This window comes from Pseudomonas sp. BB438 (assembly GCF_057180225.1).
This window is the reverse complement of the sequence record NZ_CM170001.1, coordinates 5,602,598-5,622,214: the sequence shown is the minus strand read 5'-3', so window position 1 is coordinate 5,622,214 and position 19,617 is coordinate 5,602,598. Positions and strand designations below refer to the sequence as shown.

Annotated in this window: 19 protein-coding genes; 15 read left to right on the top strand and 4 right to left on the bottom strand. The window is 62.9% G+C overall.

Annotated features, from left to right (window positions below):
• Nucleotides 1–302 precede the first annotated feature (302 nt).
• Complete coding sequence (locus tag AC1ZV1_RS25965) at nt 303–1,079, top strand: FCD domain-containing protein (RefSeq protein WP_484294250.1); 777 nt, start codon at nt 303–305, stop codon at nt 1,077–1,079.
• Between the two features lie 36 nt (nt 1,080–1,115).
• On the opposite strand, the gene smpB is transcribed toward AC1ZV1_RS25965, so the two are convergent.
• The gene (smpB, locus tag AC1ZV1_RS25960; protein WP_017518965.1) at nt 1,116–1,595 is read right to left on the bottom strand and encodes an SsrA-binding protein SmpB; all 480 of its coding nucleotides are present in this window, start codon (nt 1,593–1,595) and stop codon (nt 1,116–1,118) included.
• Between the two features lie 154 nt (nt 1,596–1,749).
• Here smpB and AC1ZV1_RS25955 point away from each other — a divergent pair, with 154 nt between their 5' ends.
• Together AC1ZV1_RS25955 and AC1ZV1_RS25950 are read left to right on the top strand one after the other, a co-directional pair.
• Nucleotides 1,750–2,184 carry a type II toxin-antitoxin system RatA family toxin gene (locus tag AC1ZV1_RS25955; protein ID WP_484294249.1) on the top strand — a complete coding sequence of 145 codons (435 nt, stop codon included), beginning with the start codon at nt 1,750–1,752 and terminating at the stop codon, nt 2,182–2,184.
• The gene (locus tag AC1ZV1_RS25950; RefSeq protein ID WP_484294248.1) at nt 2,177–2,485 is read left to right on the top strand and encodes an RnfH family protein; all 309 of its coding nucleotides are present in this window, start codon (nt 2,177–2,179) and stop codon (nt 2,483–2,485) included. The genes AC1ZV1_RS25955 and AC1ZV1_RS25950 overlap by 8 nt, the downstream gene beginning before the upstream one ends.
• 70 nt (nt 2,486–2,555) lie before the next feature.
• On the opposite strand, the gene AC1ZV1_RS25945 is transcribed toward AC1ZV1_RS25950, so the two are convergent.
• Nucleotides 2,556–3,092 carry an outer membrane protein assembly factor BamE gene (locus tag AC1ZV1_RS25945; RefSeq protein WP_484294247.1) on the bottom strand — a complete coding sequence of 179 codons (537 nt, stop codon included), beginning with the start codon at nt 3,090–3,092 and terminating at the stop codon, nt 2,556–2,558.
• A gap of 96 nt (nt 3,093–3,188) precedes the next feature.
• Here AC1ZV1_RS25945 and fur point away from each other — a divergent pair, with 96 nt between their 5' ends.
• Nucleotides 3,189–3,593 (top strand): ferric iron uptake transcriptional regulator, encoded by a 405-nt coding sequence (fur, locus tag AC1ZV1_RS25940; protein WP_003095216.1) that lies wholly within the window; start codon nt 3,189–3,191, stop codon nt 3,591–3,593.
• Nucleotides 3,594–3,740: 147 nt separating this feature from the next.
• Here the strand turns inward: fur and recN are convergent, their stop codons facing one another.
• Nucleotides 3,741–5,417, bottom strand: a complete 1,677-nt coding sequence (recN, locus tag AC1ZV1_RS25935) for a DNA repair protein RecN (RefSeq protein WP_484294246.1) — start codon at nt 5,415–5,417, stop codon at nt 3,741–3,743.
• A gap of 196 nt (nt 5,418–5,613) precedes the next feature.
• Between recN and grpE the strand changes: the two genes are divergently transcribed.
• The 9 genes from grpE to AC1ZV1_RS25890 all read left to right on the top strand — a co-directional run bounded on the left by grpE (nt 5,614) and on the right by AC1ZV1_RS25890 (nt 16,438).
• Nucleotides 5,614–6,177: a nucleotide exchange factor GrpE gene (gene grpE, locus AC1ZV1_RS25930; RefSeq protein WP_484294245.1), complete on the top strand. Its 564-nt coding sequence runs from the start codon at nt 5,614–5,616 to the stop codon at nt 6,175–6,177.
• Between the two features lie 90 nt (nt 6,178–6,267).
• On the top strand, nt 6,268–8,184 hold the full coding sequence (gene dnaK / locus AC1ZV1_RS25925; RefSeq protein ID WP_484294244.1) for a molecular chaperone DnaK: 1,917 nt from the start codon (nt 6,268–6,270) through the stop codon (nt 8,182–8,184).
• 122 nt (nt 8,185–8,306) lie between these two features.
• Nucleotides 8,307–9,437 (top strand): molecular chaperone DnaJ, encoded by a 1,131-nt coding sequence (gene dnaJ, locus AC1ZV1_RS25920; protein ID WP_088416373.1) that lies wholly within the window; start codon nt 8,307–8,309, stop codon nt 9,435–9,437.
• Between the two features lie 57 nt (nt 9,438–9,494).
• Complete coding sequence (gene dapB / locus AC1ZV1_RS25915; protein WP_184592267.1) at nt 9,495–10,301, top strand: 4-hydroxy-tetrahydrodipicolinate reductase; 807 nt, start codon at nt 9,495–9,497, stop codon at nt 10,299–10,301.
• A 188-nt stretch (nt 10,302–10,489) separates the two neighbouring features.
• The gene (carA, locus tag AC1ZV1_RS25910; RefSeq protein WP_296287044.1) at nt 10,490–11,626 is read left to right on the top strand and encodes a glutamine-hydrolyzing carbamoyl-phosphate synthase small subunit; all 1,137 of its coding nucleotides are present in this window, start codon (nt 10,490–10,492) and stop codon (nt 11,624–11,626) included.
• 29 nt (nt 11,627–11,655) lie between these two features.
• Complete coding sequence (gene leuE / locus AC1ZV1_RS25905; protein WP_484297643.1) at nt 11,656–12,309, top strand: leucine efflux protein LeuE; 654 nt, start codon at nt 11,656–11,658, stop codon at nt 12,307–12,309.
• Between the two features lie 19 nt (nt 12,310–12,328).
• Nucleotides 12,329–15,550 (top strand): carbamoyl-phosphate synthase large subunit, encoded by a 3,222-nt coding sequence (gene carB, locus AC1ZV1_RS25900; RefSeq protein ID WP_484294243.1) that lies wholly within the window; start codon nt 12,329–12,331, stop codon nt 15,548–15,550.
• Nucleotides 15,547–16,023 (top strand): transcription elongation factor GreA, encoded by a 477-nt coding sequence (gene greA / locus AC1ZV1_RS25895; RefSeq protein WP_017518953.1) that lies wholly within the window; start codon nt 15,547–15,549, stop codon nt 16,021–16,023. Before carB ends, greA begins: the two co-directional genes overlap by 4 nt.
• 10 nt (nt 16,024–16,033) lie before the next feature.
• Nucleotides 16,034–16,438, top strand: a complete 405-nt coding sequence (locus tag AC1ZV1_RS25890) for a DUF4149 domain-containing protein (RefSeq protein WP_484297642.1) — start codon at nt 16,034–16,036, stop codon at nt 16,436–16,438.
• A 42-nt stretch (nt 16,439–16,480) separates the two neighbouring features.
• On the opposite strand, the gene AC1ZV1_RS25885 is transcribed toward AC1ZV1_RS25890, so the two are convergent.
• Nucleotides 16,481–16,795 carry a YhbY family RNA-binding protein gene (locus tag AC1ZV1_RS25885; RefSeq protein WP_205337498.1) on the bottom strand — a complete coding sequence of 105 codons (315 nt, stop codon included), beginning with the start codon at nt 16,793–16,795 and terminating at the stop codon, nt 16,481–16,483.
• A gap of 78 nt (nt 16,796–16,873) precedes the next feature.
• Here AC1ZV1_RS25885 and rlmE point away from each other — a divergent pair, with 78 nt between their 5' ends.
• Together rlmE and ftsH are read left to right on the top strand one after the other, a co-directional pair.
• On the top strand, nt 16,874–17,497 hold the full coding sequence (gene rlmE / locus AC1ZV1_RS25880) for a 23S rRNA (uridine(2552)-2'-O)-methyltransferase RlmE (RefSeq protein ID WP_484294242.1): 624 nt from the start codon (nt 16,874–16,876) through the stop codon (nt 17,495–17,497).
• A gap of 201 nt (nt 17,498–17,698) precedes the next feature.
• Nucleotides 17,699–19,615: an ATP-dependent zinc metalloprotease FtsH gene (gene ftsH, locus AC1ZV1_RS25875; RefSeq protein WP_192293629.1), complete on the top strand. Its 1,917-nt coding sequence runs from the start codon at nt 17,699–17,701 to the stop codon at nt 19,613–19,615.
• The last annotated feature ends 2 nt before the right edge of the window (nt 19,616–19,617 follow it).

Sequence of the window (19,617 nt, the reverse complement as noted above, 5' to 3'; positions counted from 1 at the left end):
CGGTCGGGCGATTCCGATGCGCTTGTGGCGCGCTGGGCAGACGGTCGACTGATCGCGGCTTGTTGTTTTTCGTGCACGTGTTGTCGTGCAATCCGGAATCTGGTAAATTGGTATGACCAATTTACACGTCCGAGCGCTCAGGGTAAAAGCCCTGCTGGCGGCGTGTCAATTTGCGGCCTTGCGACTTTTGTCGAGGGTGCATTGGGTGCTGGCCGTTCTTGTTGCCGGCCACCGCACTGGTTAGGCTGCCGCGCGCTGCGCAGATCGCGGCCTTGAGTGCGATATCGAGGGGGTTCACCAGCATGGGTTTTGGTCAGGTCAAGCAACGCCGTCTGTCGGACGACATCGTCGAGCGGCTGGAGGCTATGATTCTCGAGGGCACCCTCAAGGCTGGCGAACGGCTGCCGGCCGAGCGCGTGCTGGCCGAGCAGTTCGGCGTGTCGCGGCCATCACTGCGCGAGGCGATCCAGAAGCTCGGGGCCAAGGGATTGCTGGTCAGTCGCCAGGGCGGCGGCAACTATGTCAGCGAAGGGCTGGGATCGATGTTCAGCGATCCGCTGCTGCACCTGCTGGAAAGTAATCCAGAGGCGCAGCGCGACCTGCTGGAGTTTCGCCACACCCTGGAGGGCTCCTGCGCCTACTACGCCGCGCAGCGCGCGACCGAGGTGGACCACCAGCGCCTGACGCAGGCTTTCGATGCGCTACAGGATTGCTATCAGCGTGTCGGCAAGGTCAGTCGCGCGGAGGAGGGGGCGGCGGATGCAGCCTTCCACCTGGCTATCGCCGAGGCCAGTCACAATGCCGTGCTGCTGCACACCATTCGCGGCCTGTTCGACCTGCTCAAGCGCAACGTGGTGACCAACATCGGCGGGATGTATGCGCAGCGTGACGAAACCCGCGAGCAGCTGATGCGTCAGCACCGCGAGTTGTACGAGGCGATTATCGGCGGGCACGCGGAAGCGGCGCGGGAGATTTCCCAGCGGCATATCGACTACGTGCAGGAAGTGCTGGCCGAGGTGCAGGCGAAAGAGCTGCGCCTGCAACGTGCGCAGCGACGCCAGGGGGCGGTGGACGCCTGATCGGTAACGCGCCCTCGCAGGAGGGCGCGACAGGAGTCAGTCGTCCTTGCCGTGACGGATGGCGCGCTGGATTTCCCGGTCGGAGTCACGCTCCTTCTCGGTGCCGCGCTTGTCGTACTCTTTCTTGCCCTTGGCCAGTGCGATCTCGCACTTGATCAGGTGCTTCTTCCAGTACATCGACAGCGCGACGCAGGCGTAGCCTTTCTGTTGCACGGCACCGAACAGCTTGCCCAGCTCGCGCTTGTGCAGCAGCAACTTGCGCGTGCGCACCGGGTCGGCAATGACGTGGGTGCTGGCAGTGGTCAGTGGCGTGATGTGGCTGCCGAGCAGCCAGGCTTCGCCATCCTTGAGCAGCACGTAGCTGTCCACCAGTTGCGCCTTGCCGGCGCGCAGGCTTTTCACTTCCCAGCCGGCCAGGGCGACGCCCGCCTCGAAGCGCTGCTCGATGAAGTAGTCGTGCAGAGCCTTCTTGTTCTGCGCGATGGTCCCCGAAGGGTGTTTCTTCTGTTTAGCCATAGGCCGCGCATTATAGGGATTCGGTCGTCGCGCCGCTATCGGGACGGTGTGCGACGGCATGCAAGCTTGAGGGTGTGTGGCTAATCTCGGACAATGCGCGCTGTTTTTTTGAGCGGCGGGCGTATGAAATGCCCCACAACCAAGCGAGACGTCTATGAGCACGCATATCCAGCGTTCGGCCCTGCTGCCCTATCCGGCGAAGGCGCTGTACGACCTGGTCAACGATGTGGCGCGCTACCCGGAGTTCCTGCCCTGGTGTTCCGCCTCCACCGTGCTGGAGGAGAGCGATACCGCCATGCGCGCCGAGCTGACCGTGGCCAAGGGCAGCATTACCCAGTGCTTCACCACCCGTAACGTGCTGGTCCCGGGGCAGAGCATCGAGATGAATCTCGTGGAAGGGCCGTTCTCCCAGTTGCACGGCGTGTGGACCTTCAAGGCCCTGGGTGACAAGGCCTGCAAGATTTCCCTCGACCTGACCTTCGACTATGCCGGCGCGCTGGTGAAAGCCACGCTCGGCCCGCTGTTCACCCAGGCGGCAAATACCATGGTCGATGCCTTCTGCCAGCGCGCCAAGCAATTGCATGGCTGAGTCAGCCAGCATCGCCATCGAAGTCGTCTACGCGTTGCCGGACAGGCAGTTGCTGCTGCGCCTGAGCGTTCCCCGCGGTACACGAATGCGCGAGGCAGTGCTGCTGTCGGGTATCGCCACGCAGTTTCCTGGCCTGGAGGTGCAGCGTTGTCCGCTGGGCATCTTCGGCAAGACGGTGGTAAATCCCGAGCAGCGTGTGCTGAATGAGGGTGAACGGGTGGAGATCTACCGGCCGCTGATCGCCGATCCCAAGGAGGTGCGCAAGCAGCGTGCGGCGAGAGCCAAGGCTGCGCGCGGCTGATTCTTCCGGGTGAAATCGCAGGCAACAAAAAGCCCGGCATCGGCCGGGCTTTTTCGTTGGCGCGAATCCCTTACTGCGGATTCTTGTCCAGCGGTTCCGGAGTCGGAATCGGTACGGTTTCGACCTGGTCGACTTCCTTCTGGATCTGCTCTTCCACGGAGCCGGGCTTGGCCGGTTCTTCCTTGGGCTGTTCGGGCTGCTGCTGGGTTGGCTGCGACGGCGTGGTAGCCGGAGTGCCTTCCTTGCCGAGGATGGATTCGTCGCGGCTGACGCCGGGCATGAAGTCACCGTTCAGGCCGATCAACTGATCGTTTTCGCCGAAGTACAGGCTCATGCGCTCCTGCTGGCGCTGACCGCCGCCGGGCTGGATGCTGTAGAGATAGTCCCAGCGATTGGGGTGGAACGTGTCAACGATCAGGGGGTTGCCCATGATAAACCGCACTTGGCGCCGGGTCATTCCGGGCTTCAACTGGTCTATCATGTCCTGCGTTACAACGTTGCCCTGCTGGATGTCGATCTTGTAGACCCCCGGGAACGAGCAACCGGCGAGTGCGGCGAGTCCCAGCCCGAAAGCGAGACTGGTCAGCATGAGCTTGGCGTTTTGCATCAAGGGGTGACTTCCACTATCTTGGCTGAGCGACGAAATCCCGATCATACCTGTATTGAGAGATGCTGCGAAGCATTCCGCGCCGAGAAAGCACACATGGTTGAAAATAGCGAACTGCGCAAAGCCGGACTGAAGGTCACACTGCCGCGCGTCAAGATCCTCCAGATGCTCGATTCCGCCGAGCAGCGCCACATGAGCGCAGAGGATGTTTACAAAGCGCTGATGGAGGCGGGTGAAGACGTCGGTCTGGCCACCGTCTACCGCGTCCTGACCCAGTTCGAAGCCGCCGGCCTGGTGGTGCGCCACAACTTCGACGGCGGCCATGCCGTCTTCGAACTGGCCGATAGCGGTCACCATGACCACATGGTCTGCGTCGATACCGGCGAAGTCATCGAGTTCATGGACGCGGAAATCGAGAAACGCCAGAAGGAGATCGTTCGCGAGCGCGGCTTCGAGCTCGTCGATCACAATCTGGTGCTCTACGTGCGCAAGAAGAAGTAAGCGTACGCAGATGCAGAAACGGCGACCCTCGGGTCGCCGTTTTCGTTTGTGTGGCTTTGGGCTTTTCGTAGGAGCGAGCCTGCTCGCGAAACCGCGCAAATCCGGTGCTGCCGGAAAGCTCCGTTCGCCAGCAAGCTCACTCCAACATCAGCTTTGGACCGCGGAATCCACCATCTTGCGGGCGTGGGCCAGGGATTCCTTGGTCAGGTCTACGCCGCCGAGCATGCGGGCGATTTCCTCGATGCGTTCAGCCTTCTTCAGGTTGGCCACGGCGGTGCGGGTTTCGCTGGTGTCGCGATCCTTGTGCACGAAGAGGTGCTGGTGGCCCTGCGCGGCGACCTGTGGCAGGTGGGTGACGGTCAGCACCTGGCCGCGATCGCCGAGGCGGCGCAGCAATTGGCCGACCACTTCGGCGGTGGGGCCGCCGATGCCGACGTCCACTTCGTCGAAGACCAGGGTCGGGATGCGCGACGTCTGCGCGGTGATCACCTGGATCGCCAGGCTGATACGCGACAGTTCGCCGCCCGAGGCGACCTTCGCCAGGCCCTTCATGGGTTGGCCAGGGTTGGCGCTGACCAGGAACTCCAGCTGCTCCAGGCCATTGACCTGTGGCTCGTCAGGGCTGGACTGGCGTAGTTCGATGGCGAAGCGCCCGCCGGGCATACCCAGGCGCTGCATTTCCACTTCCACGGCCTTGGCGAGCCTGGGGGCGGCGTCCTGGCGGATGCGGCTGAGCTCGCCGGCCTTTTCCTGATAGTGGCGGGCATATGCGGACAGCTCGTCGCCCAGGCGCTCCACGGCTTCGTCATCGGCGTTCAGCGCTTCCAGTTCGTCCAGCAGGCGCTGCTGCAGGTCCTGCAGTTCATGGGGCTGCACGCGGTGCTTGCGCGCGAGGCTATAGATGGCGTCCATGCGTTCTTCCAGTTGTTGAAGCCGCAGGGGGTCGGCGTCGAAGTGGTCGACGAAGCGGTTCAGTTCGCCGATGGCTTCTTCCACCTGGATTTGCGCGCTGGATAGCAGGTTCACCGCTTCGCCCAGTGCGGCTGGCTGGCTCTGGAAGGCAGTGAGCCGGTTGAGGCTGGAGGTCAGCGCCGACAGCACATTGCCGGCATCGCTTTCGCTGCACAGTTCGACGACCTGTCGGCAGGCGGCGATCAGGCTGCCGGCGTTGCTCTGGGTCTTGTGCTCGGCTTCCAGTGACTCCAGCTCGTTGTCGCCGAGGCCAAGGTTTTCCAGCTCTTCCAGCTGGTAGCTGAGCAGTTGGTGGCGGGCCCGCTGTTCGTCGCCATTGCGCGACAGGCGGTCCAGCTCCTGGCGGGTCTGCTTCCAGCGCTGCGCAGCGAGCTGCACTTGGCGCGCCAAGTCCTGGCTGCCGGCGAATTCGTCGAGCAGGCGGCGGTGGGTGTCGGCCTTGAGCAGCGATTGGTGTTCGTGTTGGCTGTGAATGTCGATCAGCAGCTCGCCCAGGTGTTTGAGATCGCCCAGCGGGCAGGGCGTACCGTTGATGTAGGCACGGGAGCGACCTTCGGCGGTGATCACCCGGCGCAGGATGCAGGGGCCGTCTTGTTCCAGGTCGCGCTCGGCGAGCCAGTCGCGGGCCTCGGCAATCGCGCTGACATCGAAGCTGGCGAGAATGTCTGCCTTGTCGGAGCCGGGGCGTACCACGCCGCTATCGGCGCGATCGCCGAGCGCGAGGCCGAGGGCGTCGAGCATGATCGACTTGCCGGCACCGGTTTCGCCGGTGATCACGGTCATGCCGGCGGTGAGCTCGAGATCGAGGTGCTCGACGATGGCGTAGTTGTGCACAGACAGATGAACCAGCATGGGTGGCGGCTCCGCAGAAATGTCTGGTTATTTATACAGTATTTTCGGCCGCTGGCAATTTCCTCTCATCGACCATGCGTGTCCCTGAAGTGGGGCCCTTGAACTCGAGGATTTCCGCCCCATATACACGGCAGAGCCGCGGGCCATTGGGTTCGCTTTGTTTTCAAAGGCTTATTTTCTTTTTTAGGAGAGTGGCATGTCTGACGAACAACAGACTCAGGATTCCCAGTTCAATGAGCAGCCGGAAACCGGCGCTACCGGGGACCTGAACGCCCGCGTGCTGGAGCTGGAAGAACAGGTAGCCGCGGCGAAGGACCAGAGCCTGCGCGCCGTCGCCGAACTGCAGAACGTCCGCCGCCGTGCCGAGCAGGACGTGGAGAAGGCGCACAAATTCGCCCTGGAGAAATTCGCCGGCGACCTGCTGCCGATCGTCGATACCCTCGAGCGCGCGCTGGAGATGTCGAACCCGGAAGATGACGTGATCAAGCCGATGCGCGAAGGCATCGAGCTGACGCTGAAGATGTTCCACGACACCCTGAAGCGCTACAACCTCGAGCCGGTCGACCCGCACGGCGAGCCGTTCAATCCTGAACATCACCAGGCCATGGCCATGGAGGAGAGCATTCGTCTCGAGCCGGGCAGCGTGGTCAAGGTGTTCCAGAAGGGTTACCTGCTCAACGGTCGCCTGCTGCGTCCGGCCATGGTCGTGGTCAGCAAGGCACCGGAACAAACTCCGCCTTCGATCGACGAGAAGGCTTGAAATCCACCACCCGGTCCCCATCTGGGTAATCAACCGAGCCAAAGACCCGCAACAGGGTCAGCGCGGAATCTAATTTCTGGAGAGTGAACTATGGGCAAAATCATTGGTATCGACCTGGGGACCACCAACTCCTGTGTGTCCATCCTGGAGAACGGTAACGTCAAGGTCATCGAGAACGCCGAAGGCGCTCGCACTACCCCGTCGATCATCGGCTATGCCAACGACGGCGAAATCCTGGTCGGTCAGCCGGCGAAGCGCCAGGCCGTGACCAACCCGACCAACACCCTGTACGCGGTGAAGCGCCTGATCGGCCGTCGCTTCGAAGAAGACGTCGTACAGAAAGACATCAAGATGGTGCCTTACAAGATCGTCAAGGCTGACAATGGCGACGCATGGGTCGAAGCCAAGGGCGAGAAGATGGCTCCGCCGCAGGTCTCCGCCGAAGTCCTGAAGAAGATGAAGAAGACCGCCGAGGACTACCTGGGCGAGCCGGTCACCGAAGCGGTCATCACCGTTCCGGCCTACTTCAACGACAGTCAGCGTCAGGCCACCAAGGACGCTGGTCGCATTGCCGGTCTGGACGTCAAGCGCATCATCAACGAGCCGACCGCAGCTGCGCTGGCCTATGGCCTGGACAAGGCCAAGGGCGATCACACCATCATCGTCTACGACCTGGGCGGCGGCACCTTCGACGTTTCCGTGATCGAAATCGCCGAAGTTGATGGCGAGCACCAATTCGAAGTGCTGGCCACCAACGGCGACACCTTCCTGGGTGGTGAAGACTTCGACCTGCGCCTGATCGACTACCTCGTCGAAGAGTTCAAGAAAGAGTCCGGCATGGACCTCAAGGGCGACCCGCTGGCCATGCAGCGCCTGAAGGAGGCTGCCGAGAAGGCCAAGATCGAGCTGTCCTCGACCCAGCAGACCGACGTCAACCTGCCGTACGTCACCGCTGACGCCTCCGGTCCGAAGCACCTGAACGTCAAGGTTTCCCGCGCCAAGCTGGAATCCTTGGTGGAAGACCTGGTCACTCGCACCATCGAGCCGTGCCGCGTGGCGCTGAAAGACGCGGGCCTCGACGTCTCGAAGATCGACGAAGTGATCCTGGTCGGCGGCCAGACCCGTATGCCGCTGGTGCAGAAGACCGTTGCCGAGTTCTTCGGCAAGGAAGCGCGCAAGGACGTCAACCCGGACGAAGCCGTTGCCATGGGGGCTGCCATCCAGGGCGCCGTTCTGGCCGGCGACGTGAAGGACGTGCTGCTGCTCGACGTCACCCCGCTGACCCTGGGTATCGAAACCCTCGGTGGCGTGATGACCGCGCTGATCGATAAGAACACCACCATCCCGACCAAGAAGTCGCAGGTGTTCTCCACTGCCGATGACAACCAGGGCGCCGTGACCATCCATGTGCTGCAGGGCGAGCGCAAGCAAGCCGCGCAGAACAAGTCGCTGGGCAAGTTTGACCTGGCCGACATCCCGCCTGCTCCACGCGGTGTGCCGCAGATCGAAGTGACCTTCGACATCGACGCCAACGGCATCCTGCACGTCGGCGCGAAGGACAAGGCCACCGGCAAGCAGCAGTCCATCGTGATCAAGGCTTCCTCGGGTCTGTCCGAAGACGAGATCCAGCAGATGGTCCGCGATGCCGAGGCGAATGCCGAGGAAGACCGTAAGTTCGAGGAACTGGCCGCTGCCCGCAATCAGGGTGATGCGCTGGTCCACGCGACTCGCAAGATGGTCACCGAGGCTGGCGACAAAGCCACCGCCGAGGAGAAAGCTGCCATCGAGAAAGCGCTGGGCGAACTGGAAGTTGCCGTCAAGGGCGACGACAAGGCTGAGATCGAAGCGAAGATGAACGCGCTGTCCCAGGCCTCCACTCCGCTGGCGCAGAAGATGTACGCCGAACAGCCGCAGCCGGGTGCTGCCGCTCAGGGCGAGGCCGCAGACGACAAGGCTGGCGACGATGTCGTCGACGCCGAGTTCGAAGAGGTCAAGGAGAACAAGTAAGCCGCGTGCTTGCTTCCGCTCCGGCGCACCGACCAGCGTGTCGGTGCGCATGAAACGTCACGCGGGGGCTTGCTCCCGCGTTGGCGTGTCTGGGGGAACGGTTTTTAGAGTGCAGGAAAGTTATGGCCAAACGTGATTTTTACGAGGTACTGGGTGTTGAACGCGGCGCCAGCGAAGCGGACCTGAAGAAGGCCTATCGCCGGCTCGCCATGAAGTTCCACCCGGACCGCAATCCCGGCGACAAGGAGGCCGAGGATAAATTCAAGGAGGCCAACGAGGCGTACGAGGTCCTGTCCGACGCCAGCAAGCGCGCGGCCTATGACCAGTACGGCCATGCCGGTGTGGACCCGCAGATGGGTGGCGGCGGTGCCGGTTTCGGTGGCGCGAGCTTCTCGGACATCTTTGGTGATGTCTTCAGTGACTTCTTCGGTGGCGGCGGTGGTCGCGGCGGCTCCCGCGGCGGCCCGGCGCGCGGTGCGGACCTGCGCTACACCCTCGACCTGGACCTGGAAGACGCGGTACGCGGCACCACCGTGACCATCCGTGTTCCCACCCTGGTCGGCTGCAAGACCTGCAGCGGCAGTGGCGCCAAGCCCGGCACCACACCGGTCACCTGTACCACGTGTGGTGGTATCGGTCAGGTGCGCATGCAGCAGGGCTTCTTCTCGGTGCAGCAGACCTGCCCGCGTTGCCATGGCAGCGGCAAGATGATCACCGACCCCTGTGGCTCCTGCCATGGCCAGGGGCGCGTGGAAGAGCACAAGACCCTGTCGGTGAAGGTGCCGGCCGGTGTCGATACCGGTGACCGCATCCGCTTGACCGGCGAAGGCGAAGCCGGCGCCCATGGTGGCCCGGCGGGCGATTTGTACGTGGTGGTGAACGTGCGCGAGCACGACATCTTCCAGCGCGACGGCAAGCACCTGTATTGCGAAGTGCCGATCAGCTTTGCCGACGCAGCGCTCGGTGGTGAGCTGGAAGTGCCGACCCTGGATGGCCGCGTGAAGTTGAAGATTCCCGAGGGTACTCAGACCGGCAAGCTGTTCCGTCTGCGCGGCAAAGGGGTTGCCCCGGTGCGCGGCGGTGGTGCGGGCGACCTGATGTGCCGCGTTGTCGTGGAAACACCGGTCAACCTGGACAAGCGTCAGCGCGAGCTGCTCGAAGAGTTCCGCAACACCCTGCAGGGCAACTCTTCCCACTCGCCCAAGGCCAGTGGCTGGTTCGAAGGCATGAAGCGCTTCTTCGACGATCTATGATGCAAGGCCCCGGCGGTGCGAATCGTTCGGGGCTTTTTAGCTTTGGAGCTGTTTTATATGCGACGTATAGCCGTAATGGGCGCCGCCGGGCGCATGGGCAAGACCCTGATCGAGGCGGTCCAGCAGACCAACGGCAGTGCGGGTCTGACCGCAGCGGTGGATCGACCGGACAGCACCCTGGTGGGCGCTGACGCAGGCGAGCTGGCCGGCCTGGGCCGCATCGGTGTGCCGCTGTCGGGCGACCTGGCCAAGGTGGTCGACGAATTCGACGTGCTGATCGACTTCACCCACCCCACCGTGACCCTGAAGAACCTTGAAGTCTGCCGCAAGGCTGGCAAGGCCATGGTCATCGGTACCACCGGCTTCTCCGCGGCGGAGAAGGAGCTGTTGAGCGAGGCGGCGAAGGATATCCCGATTGTCTTCGCAGCCAACTACAGCGTTGGCGTGAACCTGTGCCTGAAGCTGCTTGATACCGCCGCCCGTGTGCTGGGTGACGATGTGGACATCGAGATTCTCGAAGCGCACCACCGCCACAAGGTCGACGCGCCGTCCGGTACTGCGCTGCGCATGGGTGAAGTAGTCGCCAATGCGCTGGGTCGTGATCTGGAGAAAGTGGCCGTTTACGGCCGCGAAGGGCAGACCGGTGCGCGTCCGCGCGAGACCATCGGTTTCGCCACCGTGCGTGCGGGCGACGTGGTGGGCGATCACACCGTGCTGTTCGCGGCTGATGGCGAGCGCGTGGAGATCACCCACAAGGCCTCGAGCCGCATGACCTTCGCCCGGGGCGCCGTGCGTGCCGCGCAGTGGCTGGAGGGGCAGGCCAACGGCCTCTACGACATGCAGGACGTTCTCGGCCTGCGCTGAGGGGTATGGCCGTACGTCGTGCAAAAGGTGGACCATGATGTCGCATTTCTGTAAACTACAGCTTTAGTGTGTCCACTAAAAGCAGCGCAGCATGAATCACATAAAAAGCGGGATGACTTCTTCTGATGTCATCCCGCTTTTTTACAATCTGCGCACGCCCAGCCAGGCTTGAACTACGGGAGGTCTTCTTGACTAAGCCAGCCATACTTGCACTTGCCGACGGCAGCGTTTTTCGCGGTGAAGCCATCGGCGCCGACGGCCAGACCGTCGGAGAGGTGGTGTTCAACACCGCCATGACCGGCTACCAGGAAATCCTCACCGATCCTTCCTACGCCCAACAGATCGTCACCCTGACCTACCCGCACATCGGCAACACCGGCACCACGCCGGAAGACGCCGAGTCGAACAAGGTCTGGGCCGCCGGCCTGATCATCCGTGACCTGCCGCTGCTGTCCAGCAGTTGGCGCGACAAGCAGTCCCTGCCGGACTACTTGAAAGAGAACGGCACCGTTGCCATCGCCGGCATCGATACTCGCCGCCTGACCCGCATCCTGCGCGAGAAGGGTTCGCAGAACGGCTGCATCCTGGTGGGCGACGACGCCACCGAGGAAAAAGCCCTCGAACTGGCTCGCGGCTTCCCGGGCCTGAAGGGCATGGACCTGGCGAAAGTCGTTTCCTCGACCGAGCGCTACGAGTGGCGCTCCAGCGTGTGGAATCTGGAAACCGACAGCCACCCGGACATCGCCGCCGCTGACCTGCCGTACCACGTGGTGGCCTACGATTTCGGCGTGAAGCTGAACATCCTGCGCATGCTGGTCGCTCGCGGTTGCCGCCTGACCGTCGTGCCGGCGCAGACGCCGGCCAGCGAAGTGCTTGCCCTGAATCCGGACGGCATCTTCCTTTCCAACGGCCCTGGCGACCCGGAGCCGTGCGACTACGCCATCCAGGCCATCCGCGAGTTCCTCGATACCGAGATCCCGGTATTCGGCATCTGCCTCGGTCACCAACTGCTGGCCCTGGCCTCCGGCGCCAAGACCCTGAAGATGGGCCACGGCCACCACGGTGCCAACCACCCGGTGCAGGACCTGGATTCGGGCGTAGTGATGATCACCAGCCAGAACCATGGCTTCGCGGTCGATGAAGGCAGCATGCCGGCCAATCTGCGCGCCACCCACAAGTCGCTGTTCGATGGCACCCTGCAGGGTATCGAGCGCACTGACAAGGTGGCCTTCAGCTTCCAGGGGCACCCGGAAGCCAGCCCCGGTCCGCACGACGTGGCTCCGCTGTTCGACCGCTTCATCGCGGCGATGGCCGAGCGCCGCTGAGTCCGAGCTGGAAGAGGTAGAAGAAGATGATGCCGACCCTGGGAATCACCGACCTCTGGACCTACGTCCTGGGGACGTTGTTCATCGTCCTGCTGCCGGGGCCGAACTCATTGTTCGTCCTTGCCACTGCCGCCCAGCGCGGTGTGGCCTCGGGCTACCGGGCGGCGAGCGCGGTGTTCCTGGGCGACGCGATCCTGATGTTCCTGTCGGCGCTGGGTATTGCCTCGGTCCTCAAGGCCGAGCCGATGCTGTTCCTGGGCCTGAAGTACGTCGGCGCCGCCTACCTGTTCTATCTGGGTATTGGCATGCTCCGCGGGGGCTGGCAGAAGCTGCGCCACCCGCTGGATGCCGCCGCCGCGCCGGCCAGGGAAGTGGACGTCAACCAGCCGTTCCGCAAGGCGCTGCTGCTGAGCCTGTCCAATCCCAAGGCGATCCTCTTCTTCATTTCCTTCTTCATCCAGTTCGTCGACCCGGGTTACGCCTACCCCGGCCTGTCGTTCCTGGTGCTGGGCACGATCCTCGAGATCATCAGTGCCCTGTACCTGAGTTTCCTGATTTTCTCCGGTGTGCGTCTGGCGGCCTGGTTCCGTCGGCGGCAACGGCTGGCTGCCGGCGCCTCGAGCGGCGTCGGCGCCCTGTTCGTCGGCTTTGGCGTGAAGCTGGCCAGCGCAACCCTTTCCTGAATATTGCAACGAGAGTCCCATGCCCAAGCGTACAGACATCAAGAGCATCCTGATCCTCGGCGCCGGCCCGATCGTCATCGGCCAGGCCTGTGAGTTCGACTACTCCGGCGCACAGGCCTGCAAGGCCCTGAAGGAAGAAGGCTTCCGAGTCATCCTGGTGAACTCCAACCCGGCCACCATCATGACCGACCCGGCCATGGCCGACGCCACCTACATCGAGCCGATCAAGTGGCAGACCGTCGCCAAGATCATCGAGAAGGAGCGCCCTGACGCGCTGCTGCCGACCATGGGTGGCCAGACCGCTCTGAACTGCGCCCTGGACCTGGAGCGCCACGGCGTGCTCGAGCAGTTCGGCGTGGAAATGATCGGCGCCAACGCCGACACCATCGACAAGGCCGAAGACCGTTCGCGCTTCGACAAGGCCATGCGCGACATCGGCCTGGCCTGCCCGCGCTCGGGCATCGCCCACAGCATGGAAGAAGCCTACGGCGTGCTGGAGAAGGTCAACTTCCCGTGCATCATTCGCCCGTCCTTCACCATGGGCGGCACCGGCGGCGGCATCGCCTACAATCGCGAAGAATTCGAGGAAATCTGCACCCGTGGTCTGGACCTGTCGCCGACCAACGAGCTGCTGATCGACGAATCGCTGATCGGCTGGAAGGAATACGAGATGGAGGTTGTCCGCGACAAGAAGGACAACTGCATCATCGTCTGCGCCATCGAGAACTTCGACCCGATGGGCGTGCACACCGGTGACTCGATCACCGTCGCGCCGGCGCAGACCCTGACCGACAAGGAATACCAGATCATGCGCAATGCCTCCCTGGCGGTGCTGCGCGAGATCGGCGTGGAGACCGGCGGCTCGAACGTGCAGTTCGGCATCTGCCCGAACACCGGCCGCATGGTCGTGATCGAGATGAACCCGCGTGTATCGCGTTCCTCGGCGTTGGCTTCCAAGGCGACCGGCTTCCCGATCGCCAAGATCGCCGCCAAGCTGGCCGTCGGCTACACCCTCGACGAGCTGCAGAACGACATCACCGGCGGCCGCACCCCGGCGTCCTTCGAGCCGGCCATCGACTACGTCGTCACCAAGATCCCGCGTTTCGCCTTCGAGAAGTTCCCGAAAGCCGACGCCCGCCTGACCACCCAGATGAAGTCCGTGGGTGAAGTCATGGCCATCGGCCGTACCTTCCAGGAGTCCGTGCAGAAGGCCCTGCGTGGCCTGGAAGTCGGCGCCACCGGTTTCGATCCGAAGCTCGATCTGAGCAACCCGGAAGCCGAGAGCATTCTCAAGCGCGAGCTGACCGTGCCCAATGCCGACCGCATCTGGTACGTCGCCGATGCCTTCCGCGCCGGCAAGAGCATCGCCGAAGTCTTCGACCTGACCCGTATCGACGAGTGGTTCCTGGTGCAGATCGAAGACCTGGTCAAGGACGAAGAGCGGGTCAAGACCCTGGGCCTGTCCGCCATCGACCGCGAGCTGATGTACAAGCTCAAGCGCAAGGGCTTCTCCGACGCCCGCCTGGCCACCCTGCTGGGCGTGACCGAGAAGAACCTGCGCAACCATCGCCACAAGCTCAAGGTGCTGCCGGTGTACAAGCGCGTGGACACCTGCGCCGCCGAATTCGCCACCGACACCGCCTACATGTACTCGACCTACGAGGAAGAGTGCGAAGCCAATCCGTCGTCTCGCGACAAGATCATGATCCTGGGCGGCGGTCCGAACCGCATCGGCCAGGGCATCGAGTTCGACTACTGCTGCGTACACGCCGCGCTGGCCATGCGTGAAGACGGTTACGAGACCATCATGGTCAACTGCAACCCGGAGACCGTCTCCACTGACTACGACACGTCGGATCGCCTGTACTTCGAGCCGGTGACCCTGGAAGACGTGCTGGAAATCGTCCGCGTCGAGCAGCCCAAGGGTGTCATCGTGCAGTACGGCGGCCAGACCCCGCTGAAGCTCTGCCGCGCCCTGGAAGAAGCTGGCGTGCCGATCATCGGGACCAGCCCGGACGCCATCGACCGCGCCGAAGACCGCGAGCGCTTCCAGCAGATGGTCCAGCGCCTGAACCTGCGCCAGCCGGCCAACGCCACCGCGCGTAGCGAAGACCAGGCCCTGGAACTGGCGAAGAACATCGGCTACCCGATGGTGGTGCGCCCGTCCTACGTACTGGGCGGCCGTGCAATGGAAATCGTCTACCAGGAAGAAGAGCTCAAGCGCTACATGCGCGAAGCGGTGAAAGTCTCCAACGACAGCCCGGTGCTGCTGGACCGCTTCCTGAACTGCGCCATCGAAGTCGACATCGATGCGGTGTGCGACGGCGAGACCGTGGTGATTGGCGCGATCATGCAGCACATCGAACAGGCTGGCGTGCACTCCGGTGACTCCGCCTGCTCGCTGCCGCCGTACTCGCTGCCGCAGCACATCCAGGACGAGATCCGCGAGCAGGTCAAGAAGATGGCCCTGGAGCTCGGCGTGGTCGGCCTGATGAACGTGCAGATGGCCGTGCAGGGCGAAGACATCTACGTGATCGAGGTGAACCCGCGCGCGTCCCGTACCGTGCCGTTCGTGTCCAAGTGCATCGGCGAGTCGCTGGCCAAGGTTGCTGCCCGCGTCATGGCTGGCAAGTCCCTGGCCGAAGTCGGCTTCACCGAAGAGGTGATCCCGCCGTACTATAGCGTCAAGGAAGCGGTGTTCCCGTTCGCCAAGTTCCCGGGCGTCGACCCGATCCTCGGCCCAGAGATGAAGTCCACTGGCGAGGTGATGGGTGTCGGCGACAGCTTCGGTGAGGCATTCGCCAAGGCCCAGCTGGGTGCCAGCGAAATCCTGCCGAACGCCGGTTGCGCCTTCATCAGCGTCCGCGAGGATGACAAGCCGCAGGCCGTTCAGGTCGCTCGCGATCTGGTTGCGCTGGGCTTCGAGGTGGTCGCCACTGCCGGTACCGCCAAGGTGATCGAGGCCGCCGGTCTGCCGGTGCGTCGCGTGAACAAGGTGACCGAGGGCCGTCCTCATGTGGTCGACATGATCAAGAATGACGAAGTCACCCTGATCATCAACACCACCGAAGGTCGCCAGTCCATCGCTGACTCTTACTCCATCCGTCGTAACGCCCTGCAGCACAAGATCTACTGCACCACCACCATTGCGGCGGGGCAGGCGATCTGCGAGGCGCTCAAGTTCGGTCCCGAGAAGACCGTTCGCCGTCTGCAGGATCTCCATGCAGGAATCAACGCATGAGCAAATTTCCAATGACCGTCCAGGGCGCCCGCGCCCTGGAAGAAGAACTGAAATACCTGAAGACCGTTCTGCGCCCGCAGATCACCCAGGCCATCGCCGAAGCGCGTGAGCTGGGCGACCTCAAGGAGAACGCCGAGTACCACGCGGCCCGTGAACAGCAGGGCATGTCCGAAGCTCGCATTCGCGACATCGAGGCCAAGCTGTCCAACGCGCAGATCATCGACGTGACCACCATTCCGCATAGCGGCAAGGTGATCTTCGGTACCACCGTCGATATCGCCAACGTCGAGACCGACGAGACCGTGACCTACCAGATCGTCGGTGACGACGAGGCGGACATCAAGAACAGCAAGATCTCGGTCAACTCGCCGATCGCCCGCGCGCTGATCGGCAAGACCGAGGGCGACGCCGTTCTGGTCAAGACCCCGGGCGGCGACGTCGAGTACGAGATCGTTGAAGTCCGCCACGCCTGATCGACAATCCCTGAGCGCAGGCACCATCAGTTGGCTGCTGGCCCAGACATTCTGGGTCGGCGGCCTCTGGCTGCTTCAGTTCGTGGTGTTGCCGGCGCTGGACAAGATCGGTCTGGCCCCGCTCCTGGTGGAGACCGTCGCTGACGGCCTGAAACCGCTGCTCCTGGGGTTTGCCGGGTTCTGCGTGCTGCTCCAGGCCCTGGTGCTCTGGCAGGCGCGCGGGTTCGCTGCCTTCACCCGTGAAACGCGGGGGCAACTGCTGCTCACCGTGCTGGTGATGGCGGCGGCTTATTTCGTTGTGCGCCACCTCGCGCCGGATGCTCAGCGCTGGCTGCTGTTCAATTACCTGGTGGTGGCGCTGTGCGGTCTGCTGCTGGTGCTGCAGCCGGCGCCGAGGCGGGATGAGCGGAGCTGACGCGGCGGAGCCTTGCCGGCTCCGCACTGCCGGTCTTGACTGTCAGAGACCGCTGAAGCGGCTGATGTTCGACAGGTTCTTGTTCGGCTTGGGGTTGCGACGATAGATCAGCGCCATCTTGCCGATGGTCTGAACCAGTTCGCAGCTGCCGTTCTGGCAAAGTTCGTCGATCAGCGCGCGACGGTCGTCGCGTTCGGTGACACGGAACTGCACCTTGATCAGTTCATGATCGTTGAGCGCGCGCTCAAGTTCGGCCATTACACCCTCCGATAGACCGTTTTCAGCAACGGTCAATACGGGTTTCAGGTGATGCCCGATAGATTTGAACTGCTTTTTCTGCTCCTGAGAGAGCGCCATAATCTGACCCCTGGGAAAAAGGCGGATATTCTACCCGAGTTTCGGTTACACCGGGATGCCGCTCAGACGAGGTAATACGTGGCCCGTTCCAAGACTAGCCATCGCTGGCTGAAAGAACATTTCGACGATCCTTACGTGAAGATGGCACAGCGCGACGGCTATCGCTCGCGTGCCAGCTACAAACTGCTGGAAATCCAGGAGAAGGATCGCATCCTGCGTCCCGGCATGACCGTGGTCGACCTCGGCGCGGCGCCGGGCGGCTGGTCGCAGGTCACCAGTCGGGTGATCGGCGACAAGGGCACCCTGATCGCGTCGGATATCCTGCCGATGGACAGCATCCCGGATGTCACCTTTATCCAGGGCGACTTCACCGAGGACGAGGTCTTCGCCCAACTGCTCGAGGCCATCGGAGAAAACCCGGTAGACCTTGTGATTTCCGATATGGCCCCCAATATGAGTGGATTGCCCGCTGTGGACATGCCTCGTGCGATGTTCCTGTGCGAGCTGGCCCTGGATCTGTGCACTCGCGTGCTGCGTCCAGGGGGCGATTTCCTGATCAAGATTTTCCAGGGTGAGGGTTTCGACGCTTACCACAGGATGGTTCGCGAGAACTTCGAGAAGGTGCAGATGCGCAAGCCGCTGTCGTCCCGCGACCGTTCGCGGGAGCAGTATCTGCTCGCGCGAGGCTTTCGCGGCGCCTAGACTGGAATGATTGGGCCGGCTATTGGTCTATGCCTTGCAGGTTTTGCTTGTACCGGTGAAAGCCGGGGTTCATAAAGGGTTACAGACGGCGCCTGCCTGGCGGCGGGCGTTGTGTAGTAATTTTGGCCGGAAGGAGTCTGGCCGTCGTGAGAAGCGGTTTCCAGGGCGGAGCCGGCTTCAGAGGGTAGTCAATTGAACGACATGGCAAAGAACCTGATTCTGTGGCTGATCATCGCGGCGGTACTCGTCACCGTGATGAACAACTTCTCCAGCCCGAGCGAGCCGCAGACGCTCAACTATTCCGACTTCATTCAGCAGGTGAAGGACGGCAAGGTCGAGCGCGTAACCGTCGACGGCTATGTCATCACCGGCAAGCGCCAGGATGGTGACACCTTCAAGACCATCCGCCCCGCGATCCAGGACAACGGTCTGATCGGTGACCTGGTGAATAACAACGTGGTCGTCGAAGGCAAGCAGCCTGAGCAGCAGAGCATCTGGACTCAACTGCTGGTCGCGAGCTTCCCGATCCTGGTGATCATCGCGGTCTTCATGTTCTTCATGCGCCAGATGCAGGGCGGCGGCGGTGGTCGCGGCGGGCCGATGAGCTTCGGCAAGAGCAAGGCCCGCCTGTTGTCGGAAGACCAGGTGAAGACTACCTTCGCCGACGTCGCCGGCTGCGACGAGGCCAAGGAAGAAGTCAGCGAGCTGGTGGAATTCCTCCGCGATCCGGGCAAGTTCCAGCGCCTTGGCGGTCGCATTCCGCGCGGCGTGCTGATGGTTGGCCCGCCTGGTACCGGTAAGACTCTGCTCGCCAAGGCGATCGCCGGCGAAGCCAAGGTGCCGTTCTTCACCATTTCCGGTTCAGACTTCGTGGAAATGTTCGTCGGCGTGGGCGCCTCCCGCGTGCGCGATATGTTCGATCAGGCCAAGAAACACGCACCCTGTATCATCTTCATCGACGAGATCGATGCGGTTGGTCGCCACCGTGGTGCCGGCCTGGGCGGCGGTCACGACGAGCGCGAGCAGACCCTTAACCAGTTGCTGGTGGAGATGGACGGCTTCGAAATGAATGACGGCATCATCGTCATCGCCGCGACCAACCGTCCGGATGTGCTCGACCCCGCACTGCTGCGCCCTGGCCGCTTCGACCGCCAGGTGGTGGTCGGCCTGCCAGACATCCGTGGTCGTGAACAGATTCTGAAAGTGCACATGCGCAAGGTCCCGCTGGGCGACAACGTCGATCCGGCTGTGATCGCGCGCGGTACTCCGGGCTTCTCCGGTGCGGACCTGGCCAACCTGGTCAACGAAGCTTCGCTGTTCGCCGCCCGCGCCAACAAGCGCATCGTCGACATGCGCGAGTTCGAGCTGGCCAAGGACAAGATCATGATGGGCGCCGAGCGCAAGACCATGGTCATGTCCGAGAAGGAGAAGAAGAACACCGCGTTCCACGAAGCCGGCCATGCCATCGTTGGCCGCCTGGTGCCGGAGCACGACCCGGTCTACAAGGTTTCCATCATTCCGCGCGGCCGCGCCTTGGGCGTGACCATGTTCCTGCCGGAAGAAGACCGCTACAGCCTGTCCAAGCGTGCCCTGGAAAGCCAGATCTGCTCGCTCTTCGGCGGCCGTATCGCCGAAGAAATGACTCTGGGCTTCGAGGGTGTTACCACGGGTGCTTCGAACGACATCATGCGTGCCACCCAGTTGGCGCGGAACATGGTGACCAAGTGGGGTCTGTCCGAGAAGCTCGGTCCGCTGATGTACGCGGAAGAGGAGGGCGAGGTGTTCCTCGGTCGTAGCGCCGGTGGCCAGCACTCGAACATCTCGGGTGAGACCGCCAAGCTGATCGACCAGGAAGTTCGCCGGATCATCGACGACTGCTATGGCACCGCCAAGCGCCTGCTGGAAGAGAATCGCGACAAGCTCGACATGATGGCCGACGCACTGATGAAGTACGAAACCATCGACGCCGACCAGATCGATGACATCATGGCTGGCCGTACCCCGCGCGAGCCACGTGACTGGCAGGGTGGCAACTCCGGCTCTTCCGGTAATGCTGCCTCTCCTCGCGACGAAGGTCGCCAGGAAAACCCGATTGGCGGCCCCGCCGGCGAACACTGAGA